Annotated in this window: 17 protein-coding genes and 7 tRNA genes; 12 read left to right on the plus strand and 12 right to left on the minus strand. The window is 45.8% G+C overall.

The window, feature by feature from the left end:
* Positions 1-210 precede the first annotated feature (210 nt).
* The 4 genes from rplT to thrS all read right to left on the minus strand — a co-directional run bounded on the left by rplT (position 211) and on the right by thrS (position 3,341).
* Positions 211-570 (minus strand): 50S ribosomal protein L20, encoded by a 360-nt coding sequence (rplT, locus tag EKG38_RS17580; protein ID WP_012142467.1) that lies wholly within the window; start codon positions 568-570, stop codon positions 211-213.
* A gap of 18 nt (positions 571-588) precedes the next feature.
* Positions 589-783 carry a 50S ribosomal protein L35 gene (gene rpmI, locus EKG38_RS17585; RefSeq protein ID WP_012142466.1) on the minus strand — a complete coding sequence of 65 codons (195 nt, stop codon included), beginning with the start codon at positions 781-783 and terminating at the stop codon, positions 589-591.
* Positions 784-866: 83 nt separating this feature from the next.
* The gene (gene infC, locus EKG38_RS17590; RefSeq protein ID WP_126521524.1) at positions 867-1,409 is read right to left on the minus strand and encodes a translation initiation factor IF-3; all 543 of its coding nucleotides are present in this window, start codon (positions 1,407-1,409) and stop codon (positions 867-869) included.
* Between the two features lie 3 nt (positions 1,410-1,412).
* The gene (gene thrS, locus EKG38_RS17595; protein WP_126521526.1) at positions 1,413-3,341 is read right to left on the minus strand and encodes a threonine--tRNA ligase; all 1,929 of its coding nucleotides are present in this window, start codon (positions 3,339-3,341) and stop codon (positions 1,413-1,415) included.
* A 646-nt stretch (positions 3,342-3,987) separates the two neighbouring features.
* Between thrS and EKG38_RS17600 the strand changes: the two genes are divergently transcribed.
* The gene (locus EKG38_RS17600) at positions 3,988-4,260 is read left to right on the plus strand and encodes a hypothetical protein (protein WP_126521528.1); all 273 of its coding nucleotides are present in this window, start codon (positions 3,988-3,990) and stop codon (positions 4,258-4,260) included.
* A complete protein-coding gene (locus EKG38_RS17605) occupies positions 4,235-4,435 on the plus strand; it encodes a CPXCG motif-containing cysteine-rich protein (RefSeq protein ID WP_012142463.1) in 201 nt (66 codons plus the stop codon). Before EKG38_RS17600 ends, EKG38_RS17605 begins: the two co-directional genes overlap by 26 nt.
* Before the next feature lie 41 nt (positions 4,436-4,476).
* Here EKG38_RS17605 and EKG38_RS17610 read toward each other — a convergent pair whose 3' ends face one another.
* Positions 4,477-5,091: a riboflavin synthase subunit alpha gene (locus EKG38_RS17610; protein ID WP_126521530.1), complete on the minus strand. Its 615-nt coding sequence runs from the start codon at positions 5,089-5,091 to the stop codon at positions 4,477-4,479.
* A 32-nt stretch (positions 5,092-5,123) separates the two neighbouring features.
* Between EKG38_RS17610 and EKG38_RS17615 the strand changes: the two genes are divergently transcribed.
* The 8 genes from EKG38_RS17615 to EKG38_RS17650 all read left to right on the plus strand — a co-directional run bounded on the left by EKG38_RS17615 (position 5,124) and on the right by EKG38_RS17650 (position 7,681).
* The gene (locus EKG38_RS17615) at positions 5,124-6,500 is read left to right on the plus strand and encodes an MATE family efflux transporter (protein ID WP_126521532.1); all 1,377 of its coding nucleotides are present in this window, start codon (positions 5,124-5,126) and stop codon (positions 6,498-6,500) included.
* A gap of 222 nt (positions 6,501-6,722) precedes the next feature.
* Positions 6,723-6,799, plus strand: a tRNA-Met gene (locus EKG38_RS17620).
* A 38-nt stretch (positions 6,800-6,837) separates the two neighbouring features.
* A tRNA-Met gene (locus EKG38_RS17625) sits at positions 6,838-6,914 on the plus strand.
* 2 nt (positions 6,915-6,916) lie between these two features.
* Positions 6,917-6,993 (plus strand) — tRNA-Val (locus tag EKG38_RS17630).
* Between the two features lie 38 nt (positions 6,994-7,031).
* Positions 7,032-7,108: transfer RNA gene (locus EKG38_RS17635), tRNA-Met, on the plus strand.
* Positions 7,109-7,110: 2 nt separating this feature from the next.
* A tRNA-Val gene (locus EKG38_RS17640) sits at positions 7,111-7,187 on the plus strand.
* A gap of 196 nt (positions 7,188-7,383) precedes the next feature.
* Positions 7,384-7,460: transfer RNA gene (locus EKG38_RS17645), tRNA-Met, on the plus strand.
* Positions 7,461-7,604: 144 nt separating this feature from the next.
* A tRNA-Val gene (locus EKG38_RS17650) sits at positions 7,605-7,681 on the plus strand.
* Positions 7,682-8,100: 419 nt separating this feature from the next.
* Here the strand turns inward: EKG38_RS17650 and EKG38_RS17655 are convergent.
* A complete protein-coding gene (locus EKG38_RS17655; protein ID WP_126521534.1) occupies positions 8,101-8,598 on the minus strand; it encodes a VF530 family protein in 498 nt (165 codons plus the stop codon).
* Positions 8,599-8,920: 322 nt separating this feature from the next.
* On the opposite strand from EKG38_RS17655, the gene EKG38_RS17660 reads away from it, so the two are divergent.
* Positions 8,921-10,531 carry an ABC-F family ATPase gene (locus EKG38_RS17660; protein WP_126521536.1) on the plus strand — a complete coding sequence of 537 codons (1,611 nt, stop codon included), beginning with the start codon at positions 8,921-8,923 and terminating at the stop codon, positions 10,529-10,531.
* 196 nt (positions 10,532-10,727) lie between these two features.
* Here EKG38_RS17660 and prpF read toward each other — a convergent pair whose 3' ends face one another.
* The 6 genes from prpF to EKG38_RS17690 form a co-directional block, all read right to left on the minus strand.
* Complete coding sequence (gene prpF / locus EKG38_RS17665; protein WP_126521537.1) at positions 10,728-11,930, minus strand: 2-methylaconitate cis-trans isomerase PrpF; 1,203 nt, start codon at positions 11,928-11,930, stop codon at positions 10,728-10,730.
* A 113-nt stretch (positions 11,931-12,043) separates the two neighbouring features.
* Complete coding sequence (gene acnD / locus EKG38_RS17670) at positions 12,044-14,650, minus strand: Fe/S-dependent 2-methylisocitrate dehydratase AcnD (protein WP_126521539.1); 2,607 nt, start codon at positions 14,648-14,650, stop codon at positions 12,044-12,046.
* A gap of 66 nt (positions 14,651-14,716) precedes the next feature.
* The gene (gene prpC, locus EKG38_RS17675; RefSeq protein WP_126521541.1) at positions 14,717-15,841 is read right to left on the minus strand and encodes a bifunctional 2-methylcitrate synthase/citrate synthase; all 1,125 of its coding nucleotides are present in this window, start codon (positions 15,839-15,841) and stop codon (positions 14,717-14,719) included.
* Between the two features lie 137 nt (positions 15,842-15,978).
* Positions 15,979-16,857, minus strand: a complete 879-nt coding sequence (gene prpB / locus EKG38_RS17680; protein ID WP_126521543.1) for a methylisocitrate lyase — start codon at positions 16,855-16,857, stop codon at positions 15,979-15,981.
* Positions 16,858-16,925: 68 nt separating this feature from the next.
* Positions 16,926-17,588: a GntR family transcriptional regulator gene (locus tag EKG38_RS17685; RefSeq protein WP_126521545.1), complete on the minus strand. Its 663-nt coding sequence runs from the start codon at positions 17,586-17,588 to the stop codon at positions 16,926-16,928.
* 473 nt (positions 17,589-18,061) lie between these two features.
* Positions 18,062-18,955 (minus strand): LysR family transcriptional regulator, encoded by an 894-nt coding sequence (locus tag EKG38_RS17690; RefSeq protein ID WP_126521547.1) that lies wholly within the window; start codon positions 18,953-18,955, stop codon positions 18,062-18,064.
* A gap of 102 nt (positions 18,956-19,057) precedes the next feature.
* Between EKG38_RS17690 and EKG38_RS17695 the strand changes: the two genes are divergently transcribed.
* Positions 19,058-19,723: an NAD(P)-dependent oxidoreductase gene (locus tag EKG38_RS17695; protein ID WP_126521549.1), complete on the plus strand. Its 666-nt coding sequence runs from the start codon at positions 19,058-19,060 to the stop codon at positions 19,721-19,723.
* Positions 19,724-20,259 lie beyond the last annotated feature (536 nt).

The following is a 20,259-nucleotide window of genomic DNA, read 5'->3' on the forward strand; positions in this document are numbered from 1 at the left end:
ATGAAAAATTAAAATAGTAGGCAAAAGCCTACTATTTTTTTGTCTGCAACTCTTTGAAATTCATAAATAGCAAATTGGTTTATTACAATAGAGTGTCATAGCTATTCCAGACACAAAGTCTAATTAAATCCATCCATGGTAATTAGATATAAGAGTTCCAGACACAAAAAAGGGACCCGAAGGTCCCTTTTTAATAGATGTACTAACTAATTACTTAGCTAATGCTTCTTTTGCTTTCTCAACTAAAGTTGTAAATACAACTTTATCAAAAACAGCGATGTCAGCCAGGATCTTACGATCGATTTCAATAGAGGCTTTTTTCAAACCATTAATGAAACGGCTGTAAGACAGACCATTTTGACGAGATGCCGCATTGATACGTGCAATCCAAAGTTGACGGAATTGACGTTTCTTCTGACGACGGTCACGGTAAGCATATTGACCAGCTTTAGTTACGGCTTGCTTTGCAACACGGTAAGTACGAGAGCGAGCTCCGTAATAACCTTTGGCTAATTTAAGTACTTTCTTGTGACGAGCACGAGCGGTTACACCACGCTTAACTCTAGGCATTGTTCATTGCTCCTTTAATTAAGCGTATGGTAGTTGACGTGCAATTGCAGGCACATCAGACTTAGCTACTTGACATTTTGCACGTAAGTGACGTTTACGCTTAGTGCTCTTCTTGGTCAAAATGTGACGTAAATGGGCTTGCTTACGTTTGAAACCATTGGCGGTTTTCTTAAAACGCTTCGCTACACCCTTGTCTGTTTTCATTTTAGGCATTGCTAAAACTCCGCATTGGGATATTAATAAAACGCAAGGCGAGCAGAGACCTTAACAGACCCTGCTACTTTTATTTGGCCTTACTATTTCTTTTTCGGCGCGAGGACCATCACAGCTTGACGACCTTCCATTTTCGGGAAAGACTCAACTACTGCTATCTCAGCCAAATCATCTTTAATACGATTCAAAAGATTCATACCAAGACTTTGGTGAGCCATTTCGCGACCACGAAAACGCAGCGTTACTTTCGCTTTGTCACCGTCATCAAGAAAGCGATTCAGGTTGCGTAGTTTTACCTGATAATCGTTTTCATCAGTACCGGGACGGAATTTAACTTCCTTCACCTGTACGATTTTTTGCTTCTTTTTTTGTTCTTTTTGAGATTTTGCTTTATCAAAAAGGAACTTTCCGTAGTCCATTATACGGCAAACCGGCGGCTCAGCGTTAGGGCTAATTTCAACTAAATCCACACCAGCCTCATCGGCTATTTCTTGTGCTTCAATAATTGTTAGCAACCCAAGTGGCTCACCAGCTAATCCGTTCAAACGTACTTCAGGAACGCCAACGATGAGTTCATTAATTCTGTTCGGGGCCGCCTGGCGCCCTGCTGTTTTTTTGATCTTTATGACCTAATCCTCCAACAAATTGAGACTACGGAGCGAAATTTGTTCATTTATCTTAGCAGCGAAATCTTCGATTCGCATTTTGCCTAAGTCAACACCATCTCTGGTTCGCACCGCTACTTCCTTATTATCCATTTCTTGATCACCGACGACCAATAAATAAGGAACACGCCTTAAGGTGTGCTCGCGTATTTTAAAGCCTATCTTCTCATTCCTCAAGTCTTTAGATGCACGAATTCCACTTTCTTTGAAGATATTTACCACTTCATCGACATAATCGGACTGTTTATCGGTGATATTCATCACTACGACTTGCATTGGGGCCAACCAAGTAGGAAATTTACCCGCATACTCTTCAATAAGAATACCCAGGAAACGCTCTAATGAACCTAAAATTGCACGGTGGATCATAACTGGCGTTTGACGGCTGTTATCTTCGGCAACATAAGTTGCACCAAGACGGCCCGGTAAAGCGTAATCTAGCTGAACCGTACCACACTGCCATGCACGATCGAGACAGTCATGTAGCGTAAATTCAATTTTAGGTCCGTAGAAAGCCCCTTCACCAGGTAGGATCTCATAAGCAATATCATTCGCAGTCAATGCTTGCTTAAGTGCTTCCTCAGATCTGTCCCACATATCATCGTCGCCAATACGCTTTTCTGGGCGAGTCGATAGTTTAACGACGATATCTTTGAAACCAAATGTCTCATAGGTGTCATATACCATCTTGATACAAGCACTAACCTCTTGCTGTACTTGATCTTCAGTACAGAAAACGTGAGCATCATCTTGAGTAAAGCCACGTACGCGCATCAAACCATGAAGTGAACCTGATGGTTCATTACGGTGACAGCAACCAAACTCGGCCATACGCAATGGTAGATCGCGGTATGATTTAAGACCTTGATTAAAGATCTGTACATGACCCGGACAGTTCATTGGTTTAATGGCATATTCACGGTTTTCAGAGTTAGTCGTGAACATGGCATCGGCGTACTTATCCCAGTGACCAGAACGTTCCCAAAGCACACGATCCATCATCAACGGACCTTTTACTTCTTGGTATGTGTACTGACCTAGCTTTTGACGAATAAACGTCTCAAGTTCGAGGAACAAACGCCAACCATCGTTATGCCAGAACACCATACCAGGCGCTTCTTCCTGCATATGATAAAGGTCGAGCTGCTTACCAATCTTACGATGGTCACGTTTAGCCGCTTCTTCCAGACGGTTAAGGTGTACTTTAAGTGCTTTTTTGTCTGCCCAGGCAGTACCATAAACACGTTGTAGCATCTTGTTGTCTGAGTTACCACGCCAGTATGCACCAGCCACACTCATCAGTTTAAAATTTTGACAGAATTTCATGTTTGGCACATGAGGGCCACGGCACATATCAACATACTCTTCATGATGATATAAAGCTGGCTGGTCGTCTTTACTGATATTTTCATCCAAGACTTCCATCTTATATGTTTCGCCGCGAGCTTCAAATGTATCGCGGGCCACTTGCCAACTGCCTACACGTTTTTCAACTTTGTAGTTTGTCTTTGCAAGTTGGGTCATGCGCTTTTGCAGCGCATCAATATCTTCCTGAGTTAGCTTGTGGTCAAGATCGATATCATAGTAAAAACCATTGTCGATAACCGGACCGATAGCCATCTTAGCTTCAGGCCATAGTTGCTTGAATGCATGACCGAGTAGATGGGCACAAGAGTGACGAAGGATCTCTACACCCTCTTCGTCTTTTGCTGTGATGATAGAAAGCTCTGAATCGGTGTCGATGATATCGCAAGCATCTTTAAGCTCACCATTAACTCGACCGGCGATACATGCTTTAGCAAGACCGGGACCGATATCGGCAGCGACATCTAAAGTAGAAACAGGGTTGGCAAACTCACGTTTGCTTCCATCAGGAAGTGTAATAACAGGCATGAAAATTCCTTATCCAGTGGTGACCCCCACGTAGGGCCACTTGCTAATTAAATAATAAAAGAAAAGCACCAATGGGATAAGCCATTACAAGAGTCTTAATCACCGTAGGCACAAGCGCGTAATTCTACGAGATTTAGTCGTTGTTACGCAAGCAAAACAGCTCGATTCAGTCGTCAATAATGGGATTTTCGGCTTAATTTTAGTGTCATCATATTAAAACGTTATTGTCATCAATCCTTCACCGGCTCATTTTAGTCTAAGTGCATCTTTAAACAGTGGAGAGTTGCAAAATCAACAGGCACTGTTATTCGATATGGAAATAACTCTGGAGGTTAATAAAAGCCCACTCGATAATATCGCTATTTCTAATAACGATTAAAGGTTCAAACAGCTACTCAGGCCAGTGTCCGGGTTCCCCCCTCTCTTTCATTTATCTGGCTGTGCAAACAAATGAACGTCTTATTAAGCATGAGTAGCCGTGTTACCCATCAAGAAGACTGGCTGCCCATTAAAATAATTTAATACCAACCTGACTTATCAGCAGTAAAATTGATAAACATTCTATCTATCTATCTATCTATCTATCTAACTGTTTCAAAATTCAAGGATACCGGAGCCTTTCGGTATCAGGTAAGGAGAGGCAACCTTGGGTAGGACAGTTAAATCTCAACGTGATGAGCACAAGCTTGAAACACCATGGGCTATACTTAACGGTAAAGAAATCTTGTTTCAGACTAAGCATAAATACAAGCCTGAGATAGCTGTATCTATCTGTGTAGGTAATAAGCAACAGGAAGACAACCTGACAGGTTCAAGATCTTTCTGCTTCAGTTACCAGGATATTGGTTTATATAGATGTTTACTTGGAACGATGAGTGAGCAGGAGTATAAAGATGAGGTATGCCACACAAACGATTAGTTGTCCTCATTGTGGACACCATCAACATATAGATGTCGATGGTACCAGTGGTGATCAAGATTACTATGATGACTGCAGGATTTGTTGTAACCCCATCCACCTTAGGATCCATATCGATGAGGCACGACATAAGATTGAGTTATTTATCGACTCAGGCGATGAACAGATCTATTAAGCTGCCCATCACCTCATGACGACTCAGTCACAGCACTTGCCTTATGAAGCTGCGCGCTTGGCCAGTACACGCTCGACAGTATCTACGATTGCCTGAGTTTGACTATCTATTTCAATATTCAGAGATCCCCCGACCTTCAAATCATCGAGGTTCGTCAGCTTTAATGTCTCAGGAATTAGATGCAACATAAAACTGGTATCGGTAACCTCTCCTACCGTTAAACTGCAACCATTTACGCCAACAAAACCTTTGTAGAGAATATAGTTCATCCACTTTGCATCAACGCCAAGTTTGATATCAAAATGACTAGCGGTATCGCTCACTTCCAGAATACGTGCTTGCGTATGTACATGGCCAGATAAAATATGGCCACCAATCTCACTTCCAAATGTTAATGAACGTTCAATGTTCACCTTAGAACCAAGAGTCAAATTTGAGAGGTTGGTCACGCTCAAAGTCTCTTCCATTACATCGAAAAACACCCTATCATCTGCAATTCGTGTAACCGTTAAACAGACACCGTTGTTAGCAACACTCGCGCCTGTTATGAGCCCCTCACGTAACTCGGGCTCCATAGCGATCTCAAGCGTATTTAAGCCATCTTTCTTATTTATCGCAACCACTTCGCACGTGGCTTGAACTATACCTGTAAACATTTTACCTCTCATTCATATTAAAGGCAGTTTTCATGAATCAATTCGGCTTTCAAGCCAAACGTTTAGTGCAACTTGCACTACCTGTACTTATCGCCCAAGTCACACAGACCATGATGGGCTTCATTGACACAGTAATGGCTGGTCGAGTTAGTGCAGTGGATATGGCAGCTGTTGCCGTCGGAACCAGTCTATGGCTTCCGGCACTGCTTTTTGTTCAAGGTCTTCTGATGGCATTTACGCCTGTATTTGCTCACCATCATGGAGCGAATAACCAGAAAGCCATTCAACCTCTTATGCATCAAGCTGGATATATTGCCATAATAGGCAGTATAGGTGTGATCGTGTTTCTCACTTTTGCACAAAATATATTTACCATGATGGAATTAGATCCAGAACTTGCCAGATTAAGCATCGGTTACCTTGAAGGCTTCGCATGGGGAGTCCCCGCCTTCGTACTCTACCAGGTACTTAGAGGCTGTAGTGAAGGGATCTCTTATACTTTACCGACTATGGTTATCGGCTTTGTCGGGTTAGCCGTAAACATTCCCGCTAACTATATCTTTATCTATGGACACTTTGGGATACCAGCAATGGGCGGTGCGGGTTGCGGTATCGCTACAGCTTTAGTTTTTTGGGCTATGTTCATTGCCATGATGATTTATATGCAACTACATAAAAAGTTTGCTGAACTGGCACCATTCAAGTCATTTCATAAACCTAATTGGAAAACCATCTGGGATATGACTAAACATGGCTTTCCTATCGCCATGGCACTCTTTTTTGAGGTGAGTCTGTTTGCTGTTATCGCGTTATTACTGGCTCCTCTAGGCGCCAATGTTGTTGCAGGCCATCAAATAGCACTAAACTTCTCATCTATTGTATTCATGCTGCCACTTTCTATAGGTATTGCGGTATCTATTCGTGTTGGCTATTACTTGGGGCAAGATAAAGCCCATATATCGAAGCTAATCACAAAAGTGGGATTAAGTCTCTCTTTCACGCTTGCGATCATCACGGCAATAATCACCGTCCTCTTTAGAAAAGAGATTGCATACCTGTATAACGATAATCCCGAAGTGGTCGCGTTAGCAGGAAGCCTGATGTTTTTGGCGGCGCTTTATCAATTGTCTGATTCAGTACAAGTTGTCGCTGCAGGGGCACTGCGTGGGTATAAAGACACGCGAAGCGCACTTTACATCACCTTAGTCTCCTATTGGGCTATCGGTATGGTGCTTGGTTATATACTTGCCAGAACGGATTTGATTGTACCGCCTATGGGAGCGCACGGTTTTTGGATTGGGTTGATTGCAGGTTTAACCAGTGCGGCAATTCTATTTGCATGGCGATTACGTCATATCCAAAAAAAGGGGGATTTAAAGCAAGTCATCCTGGATACTGCCCATAAGTGAGTCAATAATCAGGCTTTCAAACGAGGGATCCGCGGGTTCCTCCTTGTATATGTCGTATAAAAGAGCAAGTTGCACATCAATTCTACACTTAACCATAATAATTGTTTTTTTACTTGCAACCAAAGCTGTATCCCGTAATATAGCGCTCGTTCCAAGGCAATAGCCAAACGGACAGTTAGGAATTCTTGATAACTGAATCAAAATGTTATTGCGTTATACGGACGCGGGATGGAGCAGTATGGTAGCTCGTCGGGCTCATAACCCGAAGGTCGTTGGTTCAAATCCAGCTCCCGCAACCAATTCTTTTATTGAAGAATCAAAATATCAATTATAATGTCGCGGGATGGAGCAGTATGGTAGCTCGTCGGGCTCATAACCCGAAGGTCGTTGGTTCAAATCCGGCTCCCGCAACCAATACAACCGTAGCTCAGTTGGTTAGAGCACTACCTTGACATGGTAGGGGTCGGTGGTTCGAATCCACTCGGTTGTACCAATTCTTTTATTGAAGAAGCAAAACATCAATTATAATGTCGCGGGATGGAGCAGTATGGTAGCTCGTCGGGCTCATAACCCGAAGGTCGTTGGTTCAAATCCAGCTCCCGCAACCAATACAACCGTAGCTCAGTTGGTTAGAGCACTACCTTGACATGGTAGGGGTCGGTGGTTCGAATCCACTCGGTTGTACCAATTCTTGATAACAGAATTAAAATGTTATTATTTAAAGCGTATACGGACGCGGGATGGAGCAGTATAAAAGCTACTCGGACTCAACTCTTTATAAGAACAAGGCGAAGGTCGTTGCCCTGCCCTTATAAAAGTAATCCAGCTTCCGCAACCAATTCTTTTATAGATAGAATCAAAACAATTTATAGCGTTTATCGGACGCGGGATGGAGCAGTATGGTAGCTCGTCGGGCTCATAACCCGAAGGTCGTTGGTTCAAATCCAGCTCCCGCAACCAATTCTTTTATTGAAGAATCAAAACATCAATTATAATATCGCGGGATAGAGCAGTATAAAAGCTACTCGGACTCAACTATTTATAAGAACAAGGCGAAGGTCGTTGCCCTGCCCTTATAAAAGTAATCCAGCTTCCGCAACCAATACAACCGTAGCTCAGTTGGTTAGAGCACTACCTTGACATGGTAGGGGTCGGTGGTTCGAATCCACTCGGTTGTACCATCTCTTCTTTATAGCGAGCAGAGATCACAGGCCAACGAAAGTTGGTTTTTTTATGCCTGAATTTTACCAACATGAAACAGATAACCTCAGCAAGCTTAGTTAAAGCACTACCCTCTCTTTATAACGGCGGCGGTAGGGGTCGGTATTCTTCTCTGAAATAGTAATCCACTCGGTTGTACCATCTCTTTTTAAGAGAAGCTAACACCAGCGAAATCTGTTTTTTATGTCTGATTTTTATCAAGTTAATTTAAAGGTTACCCTCTCACTCTTTCTAAATCTGTCTTGCGAATCTTTAATCCAAACTCTTTCACCCAAAAAAAAGCACCGCTTTTATCTCAATACTTAAGATAATAACGGCGCCTGACTGTACTCTTCTATAGATATTATACCGATTGGTATTACTACCTATTGATGAAAGCCTATTTACCCCAAGGGTTTTTAGGATCTTGCGACGGTGCAGGTTTATTATTTGAGCTACGATTCTGCGCATAAGAATCTTGGGCTCTTGGCTTATCACTGCCGTAACTTGGTCGACTGCCCTTATTCTGCTTCATCGCTTCATAATCAGCGGTGGCCTTAGCACGCATCTCAGCGATAAGTTCAACCGTTAGCTCTTGAGGTTTGCGCGGCACAATGCCATCTTCGAAACCACGTTCACGCGGCTTAAGTTCAAACTGAGCCGCACTGCCTTTAGGCATACGCTTAAAACGATATAGGTAGAAAGCTTCTACACGCTCCCTCGCCCACTCGGTCTTTTTCAAAAACTTAAGGCAGGCAGGCATATTCGGATTGGTCTTGAAACACGCTAAACGCAATGCCGCGTCTAAAATCTTCCAATCGTAAAAATCGACTAACTCAGTGACCATGGTCTCAAGACTTAGGCCATGTAATGGGTTGTTTTGTTGCTGTTCAATCATGAGATGTCCAAATACCGCAGGTAATGTCTATAAAAAATATCAGCATTCACCGAGTGAATAACTGGACCACCCAAATTAAGTGGCCTGTTCAATGGGGTTATAGTAACAATAAATCCTGCTATTCACCCACTCAAAAATGAAAATACACCCCGTTATTATTATCTTCCTACCAGATAACTGCGTTTAAATGCTGTCATTACTCGACATATGAGCAGCTATGTCTGTATAATCCGCGGCTGTTTTACCTACGCAAACGCACTTCCTATTTGGGTTGGCTTTATTTTTGCTAAGTTCCAAACACTTAACTTTTCAGGATATTCCATTGATTTCTACCGCAAACATCACGATGCAGTTCGGCCCAGAGCCTCTGTTTGAAAACATTTCCGCTAAATTTGGTAATGGCAACCGCTACGGTTTAATTGGCGCAAATGGTTGTGGTAAATCCACGTTTATGAAGATCCTCAGTGGTGAGCTTGCGCCTACCTCTGGTAATGTCTCAATCACACCAGGCCAAAAGGTCGGCACACTAAGCCAGGACCAGTTTGCATTCGAAGAGTTCAGCGTGATTGACGCCGTAATTCAGGGTGACGCTAAGCTGTGGGAAGTAAAGCAGGAACGTGAGCGGATCTACTCTCTACCAGAGATGAGCGAAGAAGATGGCATGAAGGTAGGTGAGCTCGAAAGCGAATTTGCCGAAATGGACGGTTACAGCGCCGAAAGCCGTGCGGGTGAAATTCTACTCGAAGCCGGTATCGAAGAAGAGTTTCATTTTGGCCTAATGAGCCAAGTCGCACCAGGCTGGAAATTGCGTGTGTTATTGGCACAAGCACTATTCTCAAACCCTGATATCTTGCTACTCGATGAGCCTACCAACAACCTGGATATTTACACCATTAACTGGTTGGCCGGTCAGCTAAACAAGCGTAAGTGCACCATGATCATCATCTCGCACGACAGACACTTCTTAAACACTGTCTGTACGCATATGGCTGATATTGACTACGGTGAGCTACGCATCTATCCGGGCAACTATGAGTACTTCATGGAAGCCGCAGCCTTAATTCAAGAGCAGCTACTCGCCGGTAACGCTAAGAAGAGCGCCGAGATGAACGAGCTACAGGACTTCGTTAACCGCTTCGGTGCCAACGCATCTAAAGCGAAACAGGCCAGTTCTCGTGCTAAGAAGCTCGATAAAATCTCACTCGATGAGGTTAAGTCGTCGAGCCGTATGACGCCATCACTCAGATTCGACGATGGTAAGAAGCTGCATCGCCAAGCGCTGGTATTGGAAAACCTGGGTCACGGTTTTGATGACGAAATGTTATTCGAAGGCGGCGAGCTTATTCTCGAGGCAGGTGCAAAACTTGCGGTTATCGGTGAGAACGGTGTCGGCAAATCTACTTTCCTGCGTTGTTTAGTGAATGAATTACAAAACAACCAAGGTGTGATCAAGTGGTCTGAAAATGCGTCAATCGGCTATTGCCCACAAGACAGCAGCAAAGACTTTGATAACGACCTAAACCTATTCGACTGGATGTCCCTGTGGCGCACACCTAAGCACAACGACTTAATGGTTCGTGGCATGTTAGGCCGCCTCTTGTTCACTGAAGATGATGCGAACAAGAAAGTTAAAAACTGCTCGGGTGGTGAGAAAAACCGCCTGTTATTCGGCAAGTTAATGATGATGGACATCAACGTGCTCATTATGGATGAGCCAACCAACCATATGGACATGGAAGCGATTGAAGCGTTAAACAACGCACTAAAGACCTACCAAGGCACACTGATCTTCGTTAGCCACGACCGTGAGTTTGTTTCATCGCTGGCCACGCGTATTATTGACGTGAAAGATAAGCAGTTGGTTAACTTCCAGGGTACGTTCAACGAGTACATGGCAAGCCAGCAAGAGATGGAAGCGAGAAAAGTCTCCTAATCAGCCTGAAGTTATTCCTTTATTAATCCATTAATAAAGATAACACGTAAAAGCTGTCACCATGTTCTCCTGGAGAGAACAAATGAGTGACAGCTTTTTTGTTTTCATTTAAGTGTGAGCATTGCTACTGCACAGGTGCACACTTCAATTTAGAAAACATTCACTTTAGAACAAGCTTACTTTAAATAAATAGCCTTTAGAACACATCGGCCGGAACACGCACCCAGCCTTCCATCAGCACCCGTGCGCTGCGGCTCATGACCGCTTTATTTACTCTCCACTCACTATTTACCAGACTTGCCTGTGCACCCACTCTTAGCGTGCCTGAAGGGTGGCCAAAGTGAACACTTTCTCTCTCGATATTACCCGCAGCCAAGCTCACCAGTGTGCCGGGTATTGCCGCAGCAGTGCCGATGGCAACGGCGGCCGTGCCCATCATGGCATGATGGAGTTTACCCATAGAGAGTGCGCGTACGTTTAAGTCGATATCGGCTTTATTGATTAATTTCCCGCTCGATGAGCTGTAATCAACAGGCTCAGCCACGATGGCCACTTTTGGTGTATGCTGGCGCCCTGCCGCTTCATCGATATGCTTTATCAGGCCCATCATCACAGCGCCATGTGCACGAATGCTTTCAAACATGGTCAGGGCTTTCTCATCGCCATTGATGGCCTCTTGTAGCTCGGCGCCCGTATAACCTAAATCTTTTGCATTAACGAACACGGTTGGAATACCGGCATTGATCATGGTGACATTAAGCACACCGCTGGCAACCACATCGATTGGTAACACTAAATCATCGACTAGGTTACCCGTTGGGAACATAGAGCCTTCTCCATCGGCAGGGTCCATAAACTCGACTTCGACCTCTGCCGCAGGGAATGTCACACCATCAAGTTCAAAGTCACCGGTTTCCTGTACTTCACCATTGGTGATGGGCACATGGGCAATAATGGTCTTACTGATGTTCTTTTGCCAAATTCTTATAACGGCTATGCCATTATCCGGAATGCGGCTGGCATCGACTAAACCGCTACTGATGGCGAACGAGCCCACGGCAGCAGACAGGTTGCCGCAGTTACCGCTCCAATCGACAAATGGCTTATCTATAGCCACCTGGCCAAACAGGTAGTCGACATCGTGGGAGGCCTTTGTGCTTTTCGCCACGATCACCGTTTTACTGGTACTTGAGGTCGCGCCGCCCATGCCGTCGGTTTGTTTTCCGTATGGATCGGGGCTGCCGATAACCCGCAGCAACAATGCATCTCGGGCGCTGCCCGCTATTTGTGCGGATTCGGGTAGATCGGTTAAGTTAAAAAACACACCTTTGCTGGTGCCACCGCGCATATAGGTCGCAGGCACCTTTATTTGAGGTAGATGAACTTTTTTACTAGTCATAAGAGCTTACCATTAACATTCTTTCTCGATATGAATTTGATGTGGTAAACAAGCGCCAGATTAGAGCCAATAACTCAAACCTGGCGGCTCGAACTGCCATCAGCCACTAAGCGTCATTCAACAGACGACGCTAAGAAGTCTTGGGCAAAGCGCTGCAAGATACCGCCAGCCTCATAGATAGACACTTCTTCAGCGGTATCTAAGCGACACTTAACCGGTATCTCAACACGCTCACCGTTTTTACGTGTCATGACAACAGTTAATGCCGCGCCAGGTGTACGCTCACCAAACACATCATAGGTTTCTGTACCGTCGATTTGATAGGTATGGCGATTATCACCATTAGTGAACTCAAGCGGCAAGACACCCATGCCCACTAAGTTGGTACGATGAATTCGCTCGAAACCTTCGGCGACAATCACCTCGACACCGGCAAGACGAACACCCTTAGCCGCCCAGTCTCGACTTGAGCCTTGACCATAATCGGCGCCCGCGATGATGATAAGCGGCTGCTTGCGCTCCATGTAGGTCTCAATCGCCTCCCACATACGTGACTCTTGACCCTCTGGCTCGATACGTGCAAAAGAGCCTTGCTTAACCTCGACTTCACCGTTCTTGCCAAGCAGAGTCACCATCTCATTGAACAGCTTAGGATTTGCAAAGGTAGCTCGCTGGGCGGTCAGGTGATCACCGCGGTGCGTTGCATAGGAGTTAAAGTCCACTTCCGGTAGACCCATTTTATCCAAATAGGCGCCAGCGGCACTGTCCAGCATGATGGCATTAGACGGTGACAGGTGATCGGTTGTGATGTTATCGCCAAGTACCGCCAGTGGCCGCATCCCCTTCATGGCACGCTCACCTGCTAATGCGCCTTCCCAATATGGAGGGCGACGGATATAGGTACTCTGTGGACGCCAATCGTATTGCGGATCGTTATCGGTGCCATACTCAACTTTAATGTCAAACATGGGCTCGTAGACTTTACGGAACTGCTCAGGCTTAACGCTCTTTGCAATAACCGCATCGATCTCCTCATCGGATGGCCAGATATCTTTAAGTGTTATCTCATTGCCGTCGCTATCAATACCCAGGCTGTCTTTCTCGATATCGAAGCGAATAGTACCGGCAATCGCGTAGGCGACCACCAAAGGTGGCGACGCCAGGAAAGCCTGCTTAGCGTAAGGATGAATACGACCATCGAAGTTACGGTTACCGGACAGTACAGCGGTGGTGTATAGGTCGCGTTCGATCACCTCTTTTTGGATAACCGGGTCTAACGCACCGCTCATTCCATTACAGGTGGTACAGGCAAAACCGACAATACCGAAACCGAGCGCTTCGAGCTCAGGCAATAAATTCGCATCTTCAAGATAGAGCTGCACCGCTTTCGATCCCGGTGCCAATGAGGTTTTCACCCACGGCTTACGGGTCAGTCCTTTTGCATTAGCGTTACGCGCAAGCAAGCCCGCGGCAATCACGTTACGTGGATTAGAGGTATTGGTACAACTTGTGATCGCGGCGATAATACACGCGCCATCGGGCATTAAGCCCTCTTCATTCTCGACAACGCCACTAATGCCTTTTACGGCAAGATCGCTCGTGGATACGCGGCGATGTGGGTTCGATGGCCCGGCAATATTACGGCCTACCGAGGACAGGTCGAAACGCAGTACGCGCTCATATTCGGCATCTTTAAGACTGTCGGCCCAAAGTCCGCTCTGCTTAGCGTAGGTTTCGACGAGCTTAACCTGGCTGTCATCACGACCTGTCAGTTTCAGGTAATCTATGGTCTTATCATCGATATAGAACATGGCGGCAGTGGCGCCAAATTCAGGAGTCATGTTTGAGATCGTTGCGCGGTCGCCCAAGGTCAGATTGGCCGCGCCTTCGCCATAAAACTCAAGGTAAGTAGAAACCACTTTCTCATTACGCAGAAACTCAGTGATAGCCAGCACGATATCGGTAGCGGTTATGCCGCTCTGACGCTTACCCATCAGCTCGACACCGACGATGTCCGGCAGGCGCATGTAAGATGGGCGGCCCAGCATTACGCTTTCGGCTTCCAGTCCACCGACGCCGATCGCAATTACGCCTAATGCATCGACATGGGGCGTATGGCTGTCGGTACCGACTAAGGTATCGGGGAAAGCGACGCCATCACGGGATTGCACCACAGGCGACATCTTCTCAAGGTTAATCTGATGCATGATGCCGTTACCCGGCTGGATCACATCGATATTTTTAAACGCCGTTTTAGTCCAGTTGATGAAATGGAATCGGTCTTCGTTTCGTCTATCTTCAATGGCGCGGTTTTTCTCGAAGGCATCTTTCTCAAAACCTGCATGCTCAACAGCCAGTGAGTGATCGACAATTAGCTGAGTCGGTACCACAGGGTTAACCTTCGACGGATCCCCCCCTTTATCGGCAATCGCATCACGTAAACCCGCCAAATCAACCAAAGCCGTTTGGCCTAAAATATCGTGGCAAACCACGCGTGCGGGGTACCATGGAAAATCGAGGTCTCGCTTGCGTTCGATGATCTGCTTAAGTGAGTCGGTGAGCTTAGCAGGCTCGCAGCGGCGTACCAGGTTTTCGGCATATACACGAGAGCTATAGGGAAGTTTGCTATAGGCACCGGGGCTGATGGCATCGACGGCGGCTTGGGTATCATAATAATCTAAATCTGTACCCGGTAATGGTTTACGGTATGAGGTATTCATAGCTGGTTCCGCTTCTTTATCGAAAGGATTTGTGGTCCTGAGATGGATATCCCAGGACCTTATAGCTTATCTTTTGCTGATAGGTGTAACGGTTCTAGGCTCTGAACCTGTGTAGTCTGCGCTCGGGCGAATAATACGGTTGTTAGAGCGCTGCTCCATCACATGAGCGGCCCAACCGGTAAGACGTGAACAGACGAATATAGGCGTAAACAGCTTAGTCGGAATACCCATGAAGTGATAAGCCGATGCATGGAAGAAGTCCGCATTACAAAACAGCTTCTTGCTGTCCCACATAAACTCTTCACAGGCGACAGAGATATCATAAAGTGAAGTATCGCCGAATTCATTAGCCAGCTTTTCAGACCAGGTCTTAATGATGACATTTCGGGGATCTGATGTGCGATAGATTGCATGACCAAAGCCCATGATCTTCTCTTTACGCTCCAGCATGCCGGCCATTTGAGTCTTGGCATCTGCAGGCGAGCTGAACTTTTGGATCATATCCATTGCCGCTTCGTTCGCGCCGCCATGCAGTGGACCACGTAACGTACCGATAGCACCGGTAATACATGAGAACATATCTGATAATGTCGATGCACACACGCGTGCGGTAAAGGTTGATGCGTTGAACTCATGCTCGGCATAAAGAATTAACGATACATCCATGACGCGGCGATGCAGCTCCGATGGCGCCTTACCGTTAAGCAGGTGCAGGAAGTGACCACCGATTGTGTCTTCCTCAGTCACACAATCAATCTCAACACCTTCGTGAGAGAATTTATACCAGTAACACATAATCGCAGGAAACGCCGCTAACAGGCGATTTGCGGCTTTGTGTTGCTCACTGAAATCGTTTTCCGGCTCAAGGTTACCTAAGAAAGAACAACCGGTACGCATCACATCCATAGGGTGAGCATCAGCCGGAATTCGTTGCAGAACCTCTTTCAGCGCTTGGGGAAGATCGCGCTGGGCGTATAACTCTGTTTTATAGTGATCCAACTGAGTCTGATTTGGCAGCTCACCGTTAAACAGCAGATAAGCTACCTCTTCGAATGTCGCATTATCGGCCAAGTCTGAAACATCGTAGCCACAGTAGGTCAGGCCTGAACCTGACTTTCCAACTGTACAAAGGGCTGTTTCGCCTGCGCTTTGGCCACGAAGGCCTGCACCACTGAGTTTCTTATCTACCATAACGTGTTCCTTTTATTATTTATCTGCTCTTATGTGTCGGTATGAATTTAAGGCCCGGTTATTACCTATTTTGATATTTACCAGGCTAGTCACAAAACATAAGCTGTAGGGTGTTAACTAAAATAGTTCTATCTGGATCAGAGGTTTTTACCTTCAGCAAACAGACTATCGAGCTTCTGTTCGTATTCGTGGTATCCCAGGTAGTTGTATAGATCCATACGCGTTTGCATCGAATCGACCACAGCTTTTTGATCGCCCTGTTCAAGAATCGAGGTATATACCATCTCGGCCGCTTTATTCATGGCTCTAAATGCGCTCAATGGATAAAGCACCATCGCAGCGCCCCACTCACCGAGCTGGTCCTTGTTCCAGAGTTCTGTTTGACCAAACTCAGTAATATTGGCAAGAATAGGCACATCAAGTGCATCCGAGAATGCACGATAATGTGCTTCAGTTTTAACCGCTTCAGCAAAGATACCGTCGGCGCCGGCCGCTACATAGTCTTTAGCACGTTCAATCGCCGCTTCCAGCCCCTCTTGAGCGAATGAATCGGTACGTGCCATGATGAAGAAATCGGGATCGGTACGGGCATCTACCGCCGCTTTAATACGGTCGACCATCTCTGCCGTTGACACGATCTCTTTATTAGGACGGTGACCACAACGTTTCTGCGCAACCTGATCTTCCATATGAACCGCCGCAGCGCCGGCTTTCTCCATATCTCGCACCGTCTTAGCAATGTTAAACGCCCCACCCCAACCGGTATCGATATCGACAAGCAGAGGGAGATCGCAAGCCGAGGTGATGCGCTGCACATCGACAATAACGTCGTTGAGTGATGTCATACCTAAGTCCGGCAGACCGTAGGAGGCATTAGCGACACCGCCGCCGGAAAGATAGATAGCCTGATGGCCAATTTGCTTTGCCATCATTGCCGAGTAGGCGTTGATGGTCCCCACTATTTGCAACGGTTTATTTTCAGCCAATGCTTGACGAAACTTCTTACCTGCACTCATCTTTGTTCTCCCTTTAGAGCTGGATACTAAATCGGTTTAAATTTAGTTAACTGCTAACTAACTGCTAATTAATTGCTTTCTAATTTCTTTTCGACATTATTTTTCGAATACAAGATGTGACGACGCATCAGCATCTCTGCCAGCTCTTCATCCCGGTTGGATATGGCTTGGACTATGTGCTTATGTTCATCAAATGCGGTAGTGATCCTGGGGCCCGTCATTCCAAGCTGAACCCGATACATACGCACCAGATGATAAATGCCGTCTATTAACATGGATATAAGGTGCTTATTCTTACTGCCGAGAATGATTCGATAATGAAAATCGACATCACCGGCTTCCTGGTAATAGGACTCGCCGGTTTTGACCTTTTGAAAATGGGTATTTAATAGCACATTCAGATCGCCAATCTCCTGATCGGTCATATTTTTTGCAGCTAACCTCGCAGCCATCCCCTCTAAAGACTCTCGAACCTGATAGAGCTCGACTAAACCTTCCGGTGTTAAGGTGACCACTCTGGCGCCGACATTTGCCTTACGCTCGACCAAGTTACAGGACTCGAGGCGATTGATGGCTTCGCGAACGACGGCACGGCTCACGGCATATTTTGTCGACAACTCAGTTTCACTAAGCTTAGATCCGGAAGCGATCTCCCCCTCAACAATATCTTTTCGCATTTGAAAAAATGTTTTATCTGCCGCTGTAACAGGCTGTTCGTTGAAAAAGGTCATATATTTACATATTCATTACAAATGAGATTGTCGACAATATAACCCTACCTTGCCGAGCTGGTCAATAAAAAACCGGCACATTGTCGACAAAAAGACTCAACTAATCGTCATAATCTTGAACAATTAATCATCTAGTCGGTGTGAGAATCTGAAGGAAGTATCAATAAAACAAAAAGTTAGATAAGGAGGAGGACGTCAGAACCGAGTAATACGCCTTAATCCTGTCTGATCGGGTTACTGGGCTAGAGGAAAGATGTCTTAAGACAATCAAAGTTTGATCATTTTGTAACTCACATTTGGAAAAAAACGCGTTAGAGTGAAGCTCTTCATCTTTACCTCCGTGCTGTCCGTGAAAGCGTAGCGCTTTGTGGTGATTTTACGCTTGGACAAAGTTCTGCCTATCCTGTCGGCACCTCAAATATTTCAATTAATTCTTACTCTGACCCAATTTATTTGACCCAATTTATTTACATTCAGGCTGACGGGTTGAGTGCTGATTGTATCTCTTCTATCAATAATCGTGTGCGCTTGGCCATATGCAGACGTGCCGGATATAGCAGCGAGATAGGCATCGCTTGATAGAACCAGCCTGGCAATACTGGGATCAATTTCCCCTGCTCCACTAAGACATTTGCAGTGTGCTCGGTCATCAAACCAATACCAAAGTTCTGCTCAATTAGCAGGCTGTAGCTGGAAACGGTATTTGCCAAGTGTTGATACCGCGGCTGTAATGTCACTTGCTTTCCCTCTTGGTGAGTGAGCGTCAATGGACTGATTTGGCCGCCGTTGCTAATCGCCACCCAGTCGTATTGCTCCAATTGTGCCGGATATTCGGGAAGGCTATGCTTCAGTTCCGGGCTGGCGTACAACTTCAACCGGGTAGTGGTGAGCGGTAACGAAATCAGGCCTGAATCTGGTAGATCGCCGGAACGAATCGCCAGATCGATGGAGTCATCGATGATAGCCAGAGCTTCCTCGGTGATCTGAAGGTCAAACTGCACCTTGGGGTAGGTTTGATGGAAACGTTTCAAAATCGGCAGCAATAGGCATTGATAAAAGTCATTGGTCGTGGTGATCCGAATCCTACCTTTAACCTCTTCGGCAAAGTTTTTCACCTCATCGACCCCTTCAACACCGCAGCGCAGTAGATCGCAAGCATGCTGGTACAAAGCTTCCCCCTCCTCGGTAGTGCTGACTTTGCGAGTACTGCGCTGGAATAACTTCACACCTAAATAGCTTTCCAGCCGGCTTATTTGCTCGCTCACCTTGCCACGCGGCATACCTAAGCGTTTACCTGCCAAGGTAAAGCTGCCTGTTTCTACCACAGTCGCAAAGATGGCCATGGGCTTGAGGTAATTCAATAACATATGATTGATACCGTTTTGGGATCAGAGTTGATTGATTTTAGCTACTAACCAGACAGTTCCGCAAGTGGCATACTGCACTCAAATCACATTGAGAACCTAATTATGACAATAAAAACACTTGCTTTACTTGGTGCTACGGGGCTTGTTGGACAACAAGTGGTCAAAGAAGCGTTGGCGCAAGGTTACCATCTGAGGATATTAGCCCGTACTCCGTCGAAGGTGAAGCCGCACCCCAACGTCACCGTTATTCAAGGAGACGCCAGAGACAGTGAAAGTCTCGATATCTTACTTAAAGGGGCCGAGGCAGTGGTGTCAACTTTAGGGCCAGCCGGGATCAACCAGAGCATGAAAGCTGCCAGAGCGTCCGCCAGAGATATGCCGTGCTTTAACAGTACCCGAGCTTTACTTCCCCTATTGGCAAAACATAATATTCGTCGCTTTATTTTAACCGGAGGGGTGAGCCTAAAGCTCCCGGAAGATCGAAACGGTTTTTTTATGAACTTTTTGTTATCGCGCGTCGCTCCCCGGTTACTGGGGGATATCTATATTGATCGGGAGAAGGAGTATGAGCTACTGCAGCAATCGGATATTAATTGGACTGTTGCTCGTTGTGGCGCGATGGACGATGCTCCGTCCAGCAAACCACTTAAGACCAGCGGTAAAAAATTTCAAGGCGGCAAGGTCTCTACGCATCTTCTGTCCCGCTTTTTATTGGATCAAGTGAACGATGATCAGTTTGTTGGTAAGGGGGTATATATGGCCAGTTGATTTGGTAAAAATGAACGTTCAAAAACTCTCTCAAAAACTATCTCGCCACCCATTTTAAGCAACTAACCCGCTTATGGACATCAATGAGCTAGAGATTTAGCTCTAGCTCATGAGGTCTTCGTTAGGAAAAGTATGGCAACAGGATATGTGCTAACGCCGCTAGCAGGAGACGAAAAACCAGAGCGAAGCGGCGTTTTTTTGAACCCTCTCGCAGGCGTTGCTAATTGACCGTTTCATAGTTTATAACCTAACGACAAATGTAACTGCCCCACAGCAAGGAAGGAAACTGCGAACCAACCTAACCAGCAAAACAGCCCCACCACCAAAGAAGAAATTGCACTCTTTGAAACTTGCGAGAACAGGTTTGAAACTAAACAACTAAACAAGCCACCCATTTTAAGGTATTCTCTCAAAGTCACCTTCTGCGGGTTGATAAACAGCACTCTAAGCCTGTCACTCTAAACGGTTGTATGACGATATAACCCGACAAACCTAACACAACAGCGATATTTGTCATCAAACGGTCGCAACATACA

It is taken from the genome of Shewanella canadensis (genome assembly GCF_003966225.1).
In the GTDB taxonomy this organism is placed as follows: domain Bacteria; phylum Pseudomonadota; class Gammaproteobacteria; order Enterobacterales; family Shewanellaceae; genus Shewanella; species Shewanella canadensis.